This is a genomic window from Micromonospora sp. B006, from assembly GCF_003408515.1.
GTDB lineage: Bacteria > Actinomycetota > Actinomycetes > Mycobacteriales > Micromonosporaceae > Micromonospora > Micromonospora echinospora_A.
The window spans coordinates 5709031-5722305 of the sequence record NZ_CP030865.1 but is presented as its reverse complement, the minus strand read 5'-3'; the positions used below and the strand labels follow the sequence as shown (position 1 = coordinate 5722305).

Genomic DNA, 13275 nt, shown 5'->3' with positions numbered 1-13275 from the left:
CCGACGGGACGTGTCAGATGCGTGGTGACCTGGTCCGCAAGCTGCTCGCCCGGGTGCTGACCACCGGGCTGGCGGTGCTGGCCTTCCTCGTCGTGGCGCTCACCGGAGCCACCGGCTGGGGCCTGGCCCTGGCCGTCGCGGCGCTCGCCGCCACCGCCTGGGAGCGCCGCGTCCGGCCGTCGGCCGACGGGCTCGCCGAGACGGTGCTCGTCGCCGCCGGCATCCTCGCCGGCTACGCCCGTCGCCTCGACGACGGCTTCGACCCGGCCCTCGCGGCCACCGCGCTCGTCCTGCTCGGCCTGGTACTGCTGGTCGGCCCGCTGCGGCAGGCCGGCGCGCTGGAGATCCGGGCGGCGAACCTCCCGGTCCGCACGTGGACGCCGCTGGTCGCCGCCCGGCTCGGCGACGCGCTGCTGGTGCTGCTCGCCCTGGTGGCGCTCGCCGCCGTCCTGACCCTGCCCGCCTGGTCGGCGCTCGCCGCCACGCTGCTCGTCGGCGCCGGCTGCGGTGCGATCGCGCTCGACCTCGCCCGGCGGCGGTTCCGGCCGCCCGCCGGCGGGGGCCCGGTCGGCCGCGCGCTACGCCGCCACCAGCCCGAGTTCGTGCTGCACTTCTCCGCGCCGCCCGGCTCGGAGTACCAGGTCACCATGTGGCTGCCGTACCTGGAACGGATCGGCCGCCCGTTCGTGGTGGTGCTGCGCGAGCCGGAGCTTCTGCCCGCCGTGGCCGCCGCCACCCGCGCCCCGGTGGTCCTCTGCCCCACCCTGAAGGCGCTCGACGAGGCGCTGGTGCCCAGCCTGCGCGTCGCGTTCTACGTCAACCACGGCGCGAAGAACGCCCACCTGATCCGGTTCAACCAGCTCACCCACGTGCAGCTGCACCACGGCGACAGCGACAAGGCCCCGAGCGCCAACCCGGTCTCGGCCATCTTCGACAAGATCTTCGTGGCCGGGCAGGCGGCGATCGACAGGTACGCCCGCGCCGGCGTGGAGATCCCCGCCGACAAGTTCGTCGTGGTCGGCCGGCCCCAGGTCGAGGCCATCGAGGTACGCCGGGAGCCGGTCGCCGCGTCGGCGCACCCGACGGTCCTCTACACCCCGACCTGGACCGGGCACCACGCCGACGCCAACTACTGCTCGCTGCCGGTGGCCGAGACGCTGATCCGCCGGCTGATCGACCGCGGGGCGGCGGTGATCCTGCGCGCCCACCCGTACACCGACAAGAACCCGGCCTCGGCCCGCCAGCTCGCCCGGCTCACCGAGCTGCTCGCCGCCGACCGGGCCAAGACCGGCCGCCCGCACCTGTGGGGCGCCGCCGCGGCCCGCGAGCTGACGCTCACCGAGTGCGTCAACCGGGCCGACGCCTTGGTCTCCGACGTCTCCGGTGTCATCTCCGACTGGCTCTACTCCGGCAAGCCGTACGCGGTCACCGACACCGGCGCCGACGGCGAGCACTTCGTCGAGCGGTTCCCGCTCGCGGCCTCCGGCTACGTGCTGCGGCGCGACATGTCCAACGTGGACGAGGTGCTCACCGACCTGCTCGACGCCGACCCGAAGGCCGCGCAGCGCTGGGCGGCGCGCACCCGCTACCTGGGCGACTTCCCCGCCGACGCCTACGCCGAGGCGTTCCTCGCCGCCGCCCGCCGCGAGCTGGAGGCCGACTGGGCGGTCCCGGCGCAGCGCGCGGTGGTGTAGACCCCGCTCAGAGGTACGTGTCGAGCAGGGCGAGCACGGCGGCCGGGTCCTCGACGTGCGCGTTGTGGCCCAGACCGGGCAGGGTGGCGACCGGTACGCCCAGCTCCTTGAGCTGCTCGTCGCTCACCATCGGGTCCTGCTCGCCGCGGGCCAGCAGCACCGGCACGCCGGTGGCGGCCAGCAGGGCGGGCAGCAGGGGCTCGCCGACCGCGAACGCGGCCGGGTCCATCGCCAGCCGCCAGCGGCCGTCCACCCGCCGCAGCCCCGCCTCCACCACCGGGTGGTCCGGGGCGAACAGCCCGGCGAGCCCGGAGACGCGCAGGTAGCGGCGGGCCGCCTCGTCCCGGGTGGCGAACCAGGTGACCGGCCGGGCGGCCAGCTCGCCGGCCTTCGCCAGCTCGGCCGGGGACCAGACCGCCTTGATGCCGAGCCCCACCACCGCGTCGACCGGAAGAGCCCGCTGCCGGGCCGCGAGCGCCAGCGCCACCACCCCGCCGAGCGAGTGCCCGAGCAGCACCAGCCGGTCGTGCGGGCCCAGCCGGACCGGGCCGAGCCCGTCGGCCACGCGCTGAGCGAGGGCCTCGAAGGAGTAGCCGTCGAGCGGCGGCGACCAGCCGTGGCCCGCCAGGTCGGGGGCGAGCCAGCGCCCGGGCCAGCGGCGCTCCAGCAGCGGCGCCCAGGGCAGCCACACCTCGCCGGTGGCACCCATGCCGTGCAGGAGAATCAGGTGCCGGTTCCCCGTCGCATCACCCATTGGCGCAGTCTGCCACCGCCCGCCCCGGACACGCGAGACCAAACCCGACCGACCCGCCCCACCCACGCCGCCCGCCCTCGCCCTCGCCCTCGCCGCCGATCTTGGAGTTGTGGTGCCTTCCATAGCGGGCGAGCCGGGCATACCAGGCGCCACAAGTCCAAGATCGACGCGCCGAGAGGGCGGCGGGCGAGGGCGGGTGGGGACGGGGAAGGCCGGCGCCCCGGGAGGGGTGCCGGCCTTCGGACGTGCGGGACGGTCAGGCGGAGTAGCCGCGGCTGGCGATCCAGTGCGCCAGGTCGATCGTGGTGAGCCAGTACGACGGCAGCGACGGGTCGGCCGAGTCGGCGATCCGGACGGTCCGGCCGTCGTCCTTGTAGCCGATCACCGCGACGTAGTGGCCGCCGGGGAACGAGTGCCAGCCGCCGTTGGTGTCGGTGGCGGTGCCGGCGACGTTCGCGACGACCCCGCGGCCGTTGCTGATCGCCTCGACCACGTCGGCCTGGAGCCGGTCCATCTGGGCCGGGCTGGCCGAGCCGGGAATCATCCGGGTTTTGTACGGGTTGCCCTTGACCTGCTGGTTGAGCACGCGCGTGGTGTCCTCGGCCGAGTTGGTGCCCATCTCGGTGGTGCCGAGCGGGCCGGCCAGCGCGTCCTGGCTGCGCTCGATGCCGGTGGCGCTGAGCGCGTTGCGCACGGCGGCCGGGCCGCAGTAGTAGTAGTTGATCTGCGCCTGGTAGTCGTAGTCCAGGGTCTTGCTGGACGGCGGCTTCGGCGCGGCCTTGGTGACGTCCGGGTCCGCCGCGGCCTTCTTCGCCGACGGGGAGGCGCTGGGCGACTTGCTGGGCTCGGCGCTCGGCGACGCCGGCGGGACGACGATGCGCGCCTCGCCGCGGCTGGCGGGCTCGCCGAGGCGTGCGCCGAGTTCGGCGACCGAGGCGGTGTTCTCCTGGTGGGCCGGGGCGTCGTCACCGACGGCAAGGGCGGTGCCGGCGCCGGCGGCCAGCACGAGCGCCGCGGCCGATCCGGCGATGATCTGGTACGGGCGCTCGGTGGCGATCCGCCGCAGCTGACGCTTCAGGTGGTGCTTCACGAAATCCTCCACGGGGGGCGTGATCGGCACACGCCGGCCCGGCACGCGGAGGGATCCACACGTGCTGGCAGGGCCGGATGGGCCGGGGGGCGGTACGCCCGTGATGCCGGGCGCCCAGGGGCGGTTTGCCGGTCGCGTCAGGCGAGCGCGGGCACCGCGGAGCCGTGGAGGCGGGGGGACGATCGAGGGGTGGGCACGAGGATGGCACTCCTTCCGTGGCCGCCGACCGGGTTAGCTGACGGATTCGGGCGGGAAGTACGCCCTACCGCGGCAGTGGCCGCGGATTCACCCCGATGGTGCTCATGGTTCCCCGGTTCGTGTTGACACGATTAGGCGGGTCGGCGCGGCGTCGCCTTCTGCGATCGGTTACCGCACCGGACGCGCCGACACTACCGGTGGGTATTGCCCCTGCCAAGCGCTCCCACCTGCGTAAACGTGATCCTCGGTAACGGATTTCGGAACAGCCGGTTACTGACTTCACTCAATGGGACAAGCGGTGGTGGCGTGACCTGGCGGCGGAAAGGGGACAGACGGCGAGCGGGTGACCGGCAATTGCGCGGTCGGCTGCCCTGTTCTGCGCCGGACGCCCGTTTCCGCGTCCCGGGTGAGCGGGGTCACCACATTCCGGGTAACAATTCGGTCGACGGCGGCGGCTCAGCCGACCCGGGCCGGACGCCACCGGGCGTTGCGGACGGACGCGCCCACGGGCAGGGGCATCGTCGCCGCGCCGCGGGACACCGCGGCGGGCCGCAGCGCCAGGGTGGCCGCGTACGCCTCGGCGGCGAGCGTCCGGGCGGCCTCGGCGGCCAGTTCGGCGTCCCGCCAGGCCAGCCGCTCCCGCTCGGCGGCGCTCTCCCACCCGGCCCGGCGCCGGTCCCGGATGGTGCGGGCCAGCACGATCTCCTGCTCGGCCGGGTGCCGGCGCGGGTCCCACCCGTTGCGGCGCGCCAGCACGTCGGCGAGCTGGCGGGCGGACAGGTCGCCACGCCAGTGCGCCGTCATGGCGGCGTGGTGCAGCCAGCGCTCCCGGGCCGCGTACTCCGCAGGGGTGCGCGGGGTCCGCGGGGCGGCCAGCGCGGCGGCCCCGGCCAGGCGGCGCGCGGCGGTGTCCGCCTCGTCGTACGCGGTCCAGGCCCGCTCCGCCTCGTCCTGCGCGGCCAGCCACCGTTCCCGGCGGCGACGGGCCGTCTGGGCGGCCCCGGTGGCGGCCACCGCCACCTCCTCGGCGTACCGGACGAGGTCGTCGCGGCGCGCGGCGTCCGCGTCCACCGGATCGGCGGCGACCTCGGCGGCACCGTCCCGCTCGGGCCGGGCCACCAGCACGGCGAGCAGGCCGAACGCGAGCAGCATCAGGAAAGACCAGATGGCGGCGGCCTCGGGGACCGCGGTGAGGAAGTGGTAGAGAGCGGTCTGCGACATGGTCGGCACCTCACGGGAAGAACCTGGCGGGAGACTCCGCGCGGCCGGTCGGGGCGGGGCGCGCGTGCGCCGGGCCGTCGAGGGGCGGGTGCGGGATGACGTTCGGTGGGTGCGGTGACGGGCGAGCGCCCGTGGGCGGATCAGCGGGCGGGCGGGGCCCGCAGGCCGACCGGCGCGGTGATCCGGCCGGCCGGGACCGGCTGTGGGCCGGCCGGGAGCGTGTCGGTCGCCCGTGCGGCGGGCGCGGGGGCGGCGGCGGGACGGGCCTGCCGCTCGGCGGCGCGGTCGGGTTCCGGTCGTGGGGCGGCCGGCGTGCTCACGTACGTCGGGCCGGCTGCGGCGGCCGGGGCGGCGCCGGCCGGCAGGGTGGCCGCGCCGAACGAACAGGCGACGACCACGGCGAGACTGGCCAGCATCCGGGCGGTCCAGCGCGCCACCCACCACACGGGGCAGGTGAGCGCGATCGGAAGCACGGGTACAAATTACCGCCGATCCCCCGGGGACGCACCGCCGCCCGGCGTGTCGCGAATCGGCCGGACCGGGACGCAGCGGTCAGTCCGGTCGACGCCGCCCGGCGTACTCGATGCCCTCGGCCGGACCGGCGACGGGCGGCGCGCCGCCGTCGGCGGCCGCGCCCTCGGCGGGCCCGCGCGGAGCCGGCACGGCCGGTGCGCGCGACGCCGCGCGGGCCCGGCGGGACGGACCGAGCAGGCGCATCATCGGCAGCTCCACCCAGCGGTGCAGCGCGGCGGCGAGCGCGAGCGTGAGCAGCAGGAAGCCGAGCACCGCGAGCGGCCCCCGCCAGCCGGGCAGGCCGGTGCCCCAGTCCCCGGTCAGCCGCAGCACGGTGACCATGACCAGCACGTGCACCAGGTAGAAGGCGAACGAGACCTCACCGAGCCAGATCATCGGCCGGGACCGCCAGGGGGTGGGCCGGCCGCGCACGTCGGCGTCCGCCGCCGCGGCGATGACCAGCAGGTACGCCACGGCGAGCAACGCCGCCCAGAACTCGGCCGGAATCCACAGCGCGGCGACCACCCAGGTGGTGACGAACAGGCCGGTGGCGACCGCGAGGTTCGGTCCGCGCCAGCGGTTGCGGCGCATCAGCTCGGCGGCGGCCACTCCCATCCAGAACTCCAGCGACCGGGTCACCGGGAAGATCTGGGTGAACCACCACCGCTGCTCCTCCGGCACCAGCTCCTGGCCCGGCCACAGCGCCAGGATGAGCAGCGGCGCCGCGACCAGCACGGCCCGGAGCACCCCGGTACGGGCCCGGCGCAGCCGCGGCACCACCAGCGGCAGGCACAGGTAGAAGGCCAGCTCACAGGAGAGCGACCAGCTCACGTTGTTGACGCTGTAGAAGTAGCCGTTCAGCGGGATCCACGCCTGGACCAGGAAGAAGTTGCCGATCGCCGCCCACGGCAGCACCGGGTCGGCGAACCACGCCGCCACCGCCAGCGCCGCCACGAACGTCACCACGTGATTGGGGTAGATCTTGGCGAGCCGGCGGCGCAGGAACGTCCACGCCCGCTCCCCGTCGCGGTACGACCAGACCAGCACGAACCCGCTGAGGATGAAGAAGAACTCGACGCCGGACAGGCCGAGGCTGAACGCCTTGTCCACCACCGCCTTGAGGTGCGGCTCGGCGACGATCCCCATGGTCCCGGCGTGGAAGCCGAAGACCAGCAGCGCGGCGACCCACCGCAAACCGGTCAGCGACGGCAGACGCGGGGCACGGGTGACGGTCGGCGCGCTGGTCATTCCGGGCACCCTACCCCGGAGTACCGGGACGTTCCCGGCGAGCCGACGGCCGCCGGGTCACTCAGGGGCGGCGGATAGGATTTCCGTTCCTGCACGCGCGAGCGCCCGACCGGCGCCCGCCGGCACGCCGTGCCGTACGGAAGGTGAGCGAACCGGATGCACCAGCGGATCCTGCTCCGCGCCCGCAAGGGCCCGTTCGACGTCCTCACGCCGGAGGAGACGTTCGCCGGCAACTGGATCGGGGACAACAGCGGAAACCTGGTCTTCAGCCACGCCGCGCACAAGCTGCTGGCCACCTCCACGGCGGAGATCACACCGACCCGCACCCCGGCCGATCCGCGCGTCGCCGACGAGATCAACGAACGGTACGACGTGTTCGTCGTGCCGCTGGCGAACGCCTTCCGCCGCAGCTTCGTGCACCGCCTCACCCCGCTGACCCGGCTGATCGAACGGCTGAAGATCCCGGTGGTGGTGCTCGGCGTCGGCGTGCAGACCAACGTCGACGGCGACCGCGAGTACCTGCGGCCGATCGACGAGCCGGTGCGCGCGTTCTGCAAGGCCGTGCTGGACCGGTCGCACAGCATCGGCGTACGCGGCGAGGTGACCCAGAGCTACCTCAACACGCTCGGCTTCTCCGACGTGGAGCAGATCGGCTGCCCGTCGATGTTCCTGCACGGCGACACGTTCCCGCTGGCCAAGAAGCAGCCGGAGCTGACCGCCGAGTCGAAGGTGGCGCTCACCATCTCCCCGTACGTCCGCTCGATGGCCTCGGTGGTCCGCCACCACCACGAGCGCTACCCGAACCTGTGCTACGTACCGCAGGACCTGCGGACCCTCGGCACCCTGCTCTACGGCGACGCGCCCGAGCACCGGGGTCAGAGCAGCGACATCCCGCTGCACACCTCGCACCCGCTGTTCGCCGAGGACAAGGTGCGCATGTTCGTCGACCCGTGGACCTGGATGTCGCACCTGTCCGGCTACGACTTCGCGTTCGGCACCCGCATCCACGGCACCATCACCGCGCTGGCCGCCGGCACGCCCGGCTACCTGTTCGCGCACGACTCGCGCACCCTGGAACTGGCCCGTTACTTCGACATCCCGCACCGGATCATGCGCGACGTGCCGGCCGACGTCGACGCCGCCGACCTCTACGCCGAGGCCGACTACACCGCGCTCACCGACGGCCACAAGGCCCGCTTCGAGACCATCACCGCGTTCCTGCGCAAGCACGACCTCGGCATCTCGTTCGACGACGACGAAAGCGCCGCCCGCTTCGACCGGCGGGTCAGCGAGACGGTGTTCCCGCCGGCCGTCGGGCCCGCCGCCGCCACCCCGCCGGCCGAACTGCTGACCCGCATCGAGCGACTACGCGACGAGAACGCCAAGCTCACCGCGACCATCGACGCGCTGCGCTCGCAGCAGCTGCGCGAGCGGATCAAGCAGGCCGTCCCGGGCAAGGTCCGCCGGATGCTGCGGCGCTGACAGTCGCACGCCTGTTCTAAACAGGGTACGATCGGCGGCGTGCCCGACGTCGCGTACCAGCCTTCGATGCTCGACCTGGCCGAGCAGGGCCCCACCCTGGGCCCGCTCGCCGGGGCGGTGCGCCGCCACGAGCTGAGCCGGGGCGCCTGGGTCGACCACCTGCCCGGCTGGGTGCGGGGCTCCGACGCGGTGCTCGACACGCTGCGCCACGACGTGCCCTGGCGGGCCGAGCGCCGCACCATGTACGACACCGAGGTCGACGTGCCCCGGCTGCTCTGCTGGTACGCCGCCGGCCGGCCGCTGCCGCACCCGGTGCTCACCGAGGCCCGCGACGCGCTCACCCGGCACTACGCGCCCGAGTTGGGCGAGCCGTTCGTCACCGCCGGCATGTGCCTCTACCGCGACGGCCGCGACAGCGTGGCCTGGCACGGCGACACCCTGGGCCGCTCCGCGCACACCGACACCATGGTGGCGATCGTCTCGTTCGGCTCCCCGCGCGCGCTGCTGCTGCGGCCCCGCGGCGGAGGCGGCGGCAGCCTGCGGTTCCCGCTCGGCCACGGCGACCTCGTGGTGATGGGCGGCTCCTGCCAGCGCACCTGGGAACACGCGGTGCCGAAGACCACCCGCCCGGTCGGTCCCCGCGTCAGCGTCCAGTTCCGTCCCACCGGCGTCGCCTGAGCCCGGGCCGGGCCCACATCTGCGCTGGGCACGTGCTAGAAACAACTCCCAGGGTCGATCACGCCCCCGTCACCCGATGACGCGAAGGGCGACCGATGACCCAGTCCCCCACCTCCTCCCGCTGGTCCCCGTGGACGCTGCACGGCGACGGCCGTCAGGTAAGCCCCGGCGACGTGGTCCAGCCCGACGAACGGCTCTCCTGGCCGCGCACCGTCGGCGTGGGCGTGCAGCACGTGGTCGCCATGTTCGGCGCCACCTTCACCGTCCCGCTGATCACCGGATTCCCGCCCGCCACCACGCTGCTCTTCTCCGGGCTCGGCACGCTGCTGTTCCTGCTGATCACCGGCAACCGGCTGCCCTCGTACCTCGGCTCGTCGTTCGCGTTCATCGCGCCGGTGCTCGCGGCGAAGACCGACGGCGGCATCGGCGCGGCCCTCGGCGGCATCGTCGTCGCGGGCGTCGCGCTGGCGATCGTCGGCGTGGTGGTGCAGGTGGCCGGCTCCCGCTGGATCGACGCGCTGATGCCGCCGGTGGTCACCGGCGCGATCGTCATGCTGATCGGCCTCAACCTCGCGCCGGTGGCCTGGGACGGCGGCGGCGCCGGCACCGGCGTCAAGGCGCAGCCGCTGATCGCCGTGGTCACCCTCGCCGCGATCCTGCTCACCACAGTGCTCTTCCGCGGCTTCGTGGCCCGGCTGTCGATCCTCGTCGGCGTGGTGGTCGGCTGGGTGCTCGCCGCGCTGACCGGCAACCTCGACCAGCAGGCCGTACGCGGGCTACGGCAGGCCGCCTGGGTCGGTTTCCCCGAGTTCCACACGCCGAGCTTCGACGCGCGCGCCGTCGTGCTTGTCATCCCGGTGATCCTCGTGCTGATCGCGGAGAACGCCGGGCACGTCAAGGCGGTCGCCGCGATGACCGGCCGCAACCTGGACCGCGACATGGGCCGGGCGCTGCTCGGCGACGGCGTCGCCACCGTGCTGGCCGGCTCGGGCGGCGGTTCCGGCACCACCACGTACGCGGAGAACATCGGCGTGATGGCGGCGACCCGCGTCTACTCCACCGCCGCGTACTGGATCGCCGGCGCCACGGCGATCCTGCTCGGACTCTGCCCGAAGTTCGGCGCGCTGATCCTGACCGTCCCGGCCGGCGTGCTCGGCGGCGCCACCACCGCGCTGTACGGCCTGATCGCCATCCTGGGCGCCCGGATCTGGATCGAGAGCCGGGTCGACTTCCACGACCCGATCAACCTGTTCACCGCGGCGGTCGCCGTCATCATCGGAGCCGCCAACTACACGCTGACCGCCGGTGACCTGTCGTTCAACGGCATCGCGCTGGGCACGGCGGCCGCCCTGATCATCTATCACGGGATGCGCCTGATCGCCCGCCTGCGCGGCACCACGCCCGAGTCCCGCCAGTCCCCCGACCCCGAACTCTGACCCGTTCACCCCTTGCCCCGTTGATCATGAAGTTGGCGGCACACTTTGCGCGATTCCAGCCCGCCAACTTCATGATCAACGGGCTGCACGAGCCCGACCTGCAAGATCGCGCACCACTGGTCCCCTCATCAAGCCCTGCCCGGACAGCGGCATCTTCACGCCCGAGGTTCCTGCCACCGTTCCTACGCGGCACGCACCGCTGGAGCCGCATCGATCATGAGGTTGACGGCACTCGTTGTCCGCTTTGTCGCAGCCAACCTCATGATCGACCGCGCGGGGACAGGACGGGGTTGCCCGACGCCCGATCGCCCCAGCAGGCAGGACACTCGTCGCGGTGATCAAGGAGTTTGGGGTCGGCAGGAGGCGCGAATTGGCCACAAACCCCTTGGTCAACGCGCGATGGGGTGCCTCCGGGCATTCGGGCGCACAGGTTCCGCCCGGGGGTCCTGAGCGCCCTGCGCCCACCTCGGTGATCAAGGAGTTTGGGGTCGTGGAGGGCGTGGGAAGCCCGCAAACTCCTTGATCAAGGAGTCGAGGGGCGGAGGGCGGGCTCGGGACCCGCCCTCCGTCCCGGTGGTCAGTCGCGGTCGATGTGGTGGCCCACCACGGTGGGGCCGAGCATCACGGCGAAGCCGGAGCCGTCCCGGCGCGGGTCGGCAGGCGGCAGGTCCACCGGGTCGCCGGTCGCGGTCGCGCCCACCGGCCGCGGGCCGATCCAGGCCACCGACAGCTCCAGCTCACCCTTGAGGAACCGCTGCGCGCGTACGCCGCCGGTCGCTCTCCCCTTCGCCGGGTACGCCTTGAACGGCGTCACCTTCACCGTGGCGCCGGTCGACGTGACCACCATCGGCTCACCGTGCTTCGCGTCGTCGGTGCGGATCGCGCCGAAGAACACCGCTCGCGCCCCGGCGGGCAGGTTGATGCCGGACATGCCGCCGCCCTTGAGCCCCTGCGGGCGTACCACCGATGCGGCGAAGCGCAGCAGCGACGCCTCCGAGGAGACGAACGCCAGTGTCTCGGCGCCGTCGGTCAGCCACGTCGCGCCGATCACCTCGTCGCCGTCACGCAACGAGATCACCTCGAACTCGTCGGAGCGGACCGGCCAGTCCGGCGCGCACACCTTGACCACGCCCGCCCGGGTACCGAGCGCCAGCCCGGGCGACCCCTGCGCGGACGGCCCCAGCGGGACCAGGCCGACGACTGTCTCGCCCGGCTCCAGCGGCGCCAGTTCCGCCGCCGACATGCCGCCGCGCAGCGACACCGTGCCGGACTGCTCGGGCAGCACCGGCAGCGGCAGCACGTCGATCTTGAAGGCGCGACCGGCGCTGGTCACCAGCAGCACGCGTCCCCGTGCGGTGGAGTGCACCACCGCGCGTACCGCGTCGTGCTTGACCCGGCCGCTGCGCCGGCGCGCCTCGGCGGCCTCCTCCGACTCGGCCGCGGTCCGCGCGACCAGCCCGGTGGCGGAGAGGATCACCTGGCACGGGTCGTCGGCCACCTCCAGCGGGCCGGCCGGCACCGAGGCGGCGAGCACCTCCTTGAGGTCACCGTCGACGAGCGTGGTGCGCCGCGGCGCGCCGAACTGCTTCACCACGGCGGCCAGCTCGTCGGAGACCACCTTCCGCAGCACCTTGGGGTCGTCCAGGATCTTCGACAGCTCGGCGATCTCGCCGCGCAGCTTCTCCTGCTCGGCCTCCAGCTCCAGCCGGTCGTACTTGGTCAGGCGGCGCAGCGGGGTGTCCAGGATGTACGCGGCCTGGATCTCGGAGAGCTTGAACTTCTGCATCAGGCCGTCCTTGGCGGCCTGGGCGTCCTCGCTGGCGCGGATCAGCTTGACCACCCGGTCGATGTCGAGCAGGGCGATCAGGAGACCGTCGACCAGGTGCAGGCGTTCCTCCCGCTTGCGCTTGCGGTACGCGGTGCGGCGGGTCACCACCTCGTAGCGGTGCGCCAGGAACACGTCGAGCAGCTCCTTGAGCCCGAGCGTGCGCGGCTGACCGTCGACGAGCACCAGGTTGTTCACGCCGAAGGACTGCTCCAGCGGGGTGAGCCGGTAGAGGTCGGCCAGCAGGGCCTGCGGGTTCACGCCGACCTTGCACTCCACCACCAGGCGGGTGCCGTTCTCCCGGTCGGTGAGGTCCTTGACGTCGGCGATGCCGGTCAGCCGCTTGGTCTTGTTCACCTCGTTGGTGATGGCCGCGATGACCTTCTCGGCGCCGACGCCGTACGGCAGCTCGGTGACGGTGATGGCCTGCCGGCCGCGGCTGCCCTCCAGCGGGCCGATCTCCACCCGCCCGCGCATGCGCACCACGCCGCGCCCGGTCTCGTACGCGCGGCGCACCTCGTCCAGGCCGAGCAGCAGCCCGCCGGTGGGCAGGTCGGGGCCGGGGACGAACTCCATGAGCTTGTCCAGCGTGGCGTCCGGGTGGTTGATCAGCCAGCGGGCGGCCTGGACCACCTCGCCGAGGTTGTGCGGGATCATGTTGGTGGCCATGCCGACCGCGATGCCTGATGCGCCGTTGACCAGCAGGTTCGGGAACGCCGCCGGCAGCACCGTGGGCTGGGTCAGCGAGCCGTCGTAGTTCGGCTCGAAATCGACTGTGTCCTCACCCAGCTCGCCGGTGAGCAGCATCGCCTCCCGGGACATCCGCGCCTCGGTGTTGTGGTTGACGAAGCCACCGGCCAGGAAGGAGTGGTCGGCGGATTCCACTCGAACGGAATAGACCTCCGCCGGCTCGTCGGGCGAGACCGCGACGACCTTCTCGTACCGATAGCCCGCATCCATCACGGGCAGGATCGTGGCGAGGACTTCGGTGTCCTTGATGCGGTCGATGATGCGGAGTCGTTCGGTTTCCCACCGCTCGACACGATCGAAGTTGTGGCTGGTGAGCCACTTGCGTCCGCTGCCCCGACGATCGAAGTCGATGCTGCTGCGCACGTAGTCGGCCACAAAGGGGACGT

The 13275-nt window shown here is 73.3% G+C and carries 9 protein-coding genes, 1 pseudogene and 1 riboswitch; of the genes and pseudogenes, 4 read left to right on the top strand and 6 right to left on the bottom strand.

Going from position 1 to position 13275, the window contains the following annotated elements; genetic code table 11:
* Positions 1–17: 17 nt before the first annotated feature.
* Entirely contained in the window at positions 18–1694 is a 1677-nt protein-coding gene (locus MicB006_RS25680) for a CDP-glycerol glycerophosphotransferase family protein (protein ID WP_116509564.1), read from the top strand.
* Between the two features lie 7 nt (positions 1695–1701).
* Here MicB006_RS25680 and MicB006_RS25675 read toward each other — a convergent pair whose 3' ends face one another.
* The 5 genes from MicB006_RS25675 to MicB006_RS25655 all read right to left on the bottom strand — a co-directional run bounded on the left by MicB006_RS25675 (position 1702) and on the right by MicB006_RS25655 (position 6718).
* On the bottom strand, positions 1702–2448 hold the full coding sequence (locus tag MicB006_RS25675) for an alpha/beta fold hydrolase (protein WP_116509563.1): 747 nt from the start codon (positions 2446–2448) through the stop codon (positions 1702–1704).
* Positions 2449–2704: 256 nt separating this feature from the next.
* A complete protein-coding gene (locus MicB006_RS25670) occupies positions 2705–3538 on the bottom strand; it encodes a C39 family peptidase (protein WP_116511811.1) in 834 nt (277 codons plus the stop codon).
* A gap of 205 nt (positions 3539–3743) precedes the next feature.
* Positions 3744–3884, bottom strand: a riboswitch (cyclic di-AMP (ydaO/yuaA leader).
* A gap of 308 nt (positions 3885–4192) precedes the next feature.
* Positions 4193–4957 carry a hypothetical protein gene (locus MicB006_RS25665; RefSeq protein ID WP_116511809.1) on the bottom strand — a complete coding sequence of 255 codons (765 nt, stop codon included), beginning with the start codon at positions 4955–4957 and terminating at the stop codon, positions 4193–4195.
* 140 nt (positions 4958–5097) lie between these two features.
* Positions 5098–5430 carry a hypothetical protein gene (locus tag MicB006_RS25660; protein ID WP_116509562.1) on the bottom strand — a complete coding sequence of 111 codons (333 nt, stop codon included), beginning with the start codon at positions 5428–5430 and terminating at the stop codon, positions 5098–5100.
* Between the two features lie 79 nt (positions 5431–5509).
* Positions 5510–6718, bottom strand: coding sequence for an acyltransferase (locus MicB006_RS25655; protein ID WP_116509560.1), 1209 nt, complete (start codon positions 6716–6718; stop codon positions 5510–5512).
* Between the two features lie 156 nt (positions 6719–6874).
* On the opposite strand from MicB006_RS25655, the gene MicB006_RS25650 reads away from it, so the two are divergent.
* From MicB006_RS25650 to MicB006_RS25640, 3 genes are all read left to right on the top strand, one after another.
* Positions 6875–8200: a polysaccharide pyruvyl transferase family protein gene (locus MicB006_RS25650; RefSeq protein WP_116509559.1), complete on the top strand. Its 1326-nt coding sequence runs from the start codon at positions 6875–6877 to the stop codon at positions 8198–8200.
* 66 nt (positions 8201–8266) lie between these two features.
* Positions 8267–8878, top strand: a complete 612-nt coding sequence (locus MicB006_RS25645; protein WP_116511807.1) for an alpha-ketoglutarate-dependent dioxygenase AlkB — start codon at positions 8267–8269, stop codon at positions 8876–8878.
* Positions 8879–8973: 95 nt separating this feature from the next.
* Positions 8974–10314 carry a uracil-xanthine permease family protein gene (locus MicB006_RS25640; protein ID WP_116509558.1) on the top strand — a complete coding sequence of 447 codons (1341 nt, stop codon included), beginning with the start codon at positions 8974–8976 and terminating at the stop codon, positions 10312–10314.
* A gap of 577 nt (positions 10315–10891) precedes the next feature.
* Here MicB006_RS25640 and MicB006_RS32860 read toward each other — a convergent pair.
* Positions 10892–12973: pseudogene (locus tag MicB006_RS32860) on the bottom strand (DNA gyrase subunit A); the annotation flags it as partial.
* Positions 12974–13275 lie beyond the last annotated feature (302 nt).

What these genes read in the sequence shown, in the direction of transcription:
- MicB006_RS25655 (WP_116509560.1), bottom strand. Translation starts at nt 6,718, where the DNA reads ATGACCAGCGCGCCGACCGTCACCCGTGCCCCGCGTCTGCCGTCGCTG.
- MicB006_RS25640 (WP_116509558.1), top strand. Translation starts at nt 8,974, where the DNA reads ATGACCCAGTCCCCCACCTCCTCCCGCTGGTCCCCGTGGACGCTGCAC.
- MicB006_RS25665 (WP_116511809.1), bottom strand. Translation starts at nt 4,957, where the DNA reads ATGTCGCAGACCGCTCTCTACCACTTCCTCACCGCGGTCCCCGAGGCC.
- MicB006_RS25645 (WP_116511807.1), top strand. Translation starts at nt 8,267, where the DNA reads ATGCTCGACCTGGCCGAGCAGGGCCCCACCCTGGGCCCGCTCGCCGGG.
- MicB006_RS25680 (WP_116509564.1), top strand. Translation starts at nt 18, where the DNA reads ATGCGTGGTGACCTGGTCCGCAAGCTGCTCGCCCGGGTGCTGACCACC.
- MicB006_RS25650 (WP_116509559.1), top strand. Translation starts at nt 6,875, where the DNA reads ATGCACCAGCGGATCCTGCTCCGCGCCCGCAAGGGCCCGTTCGACGTC.
- MicB006_RS25675 (WP_116509563.1), bottom strand. Translation starts at nt 2,448, where the DNA reads ATGGGTGATGCGACGGGGAACCGGCACCTGATTCTCCTGCACGGCATG.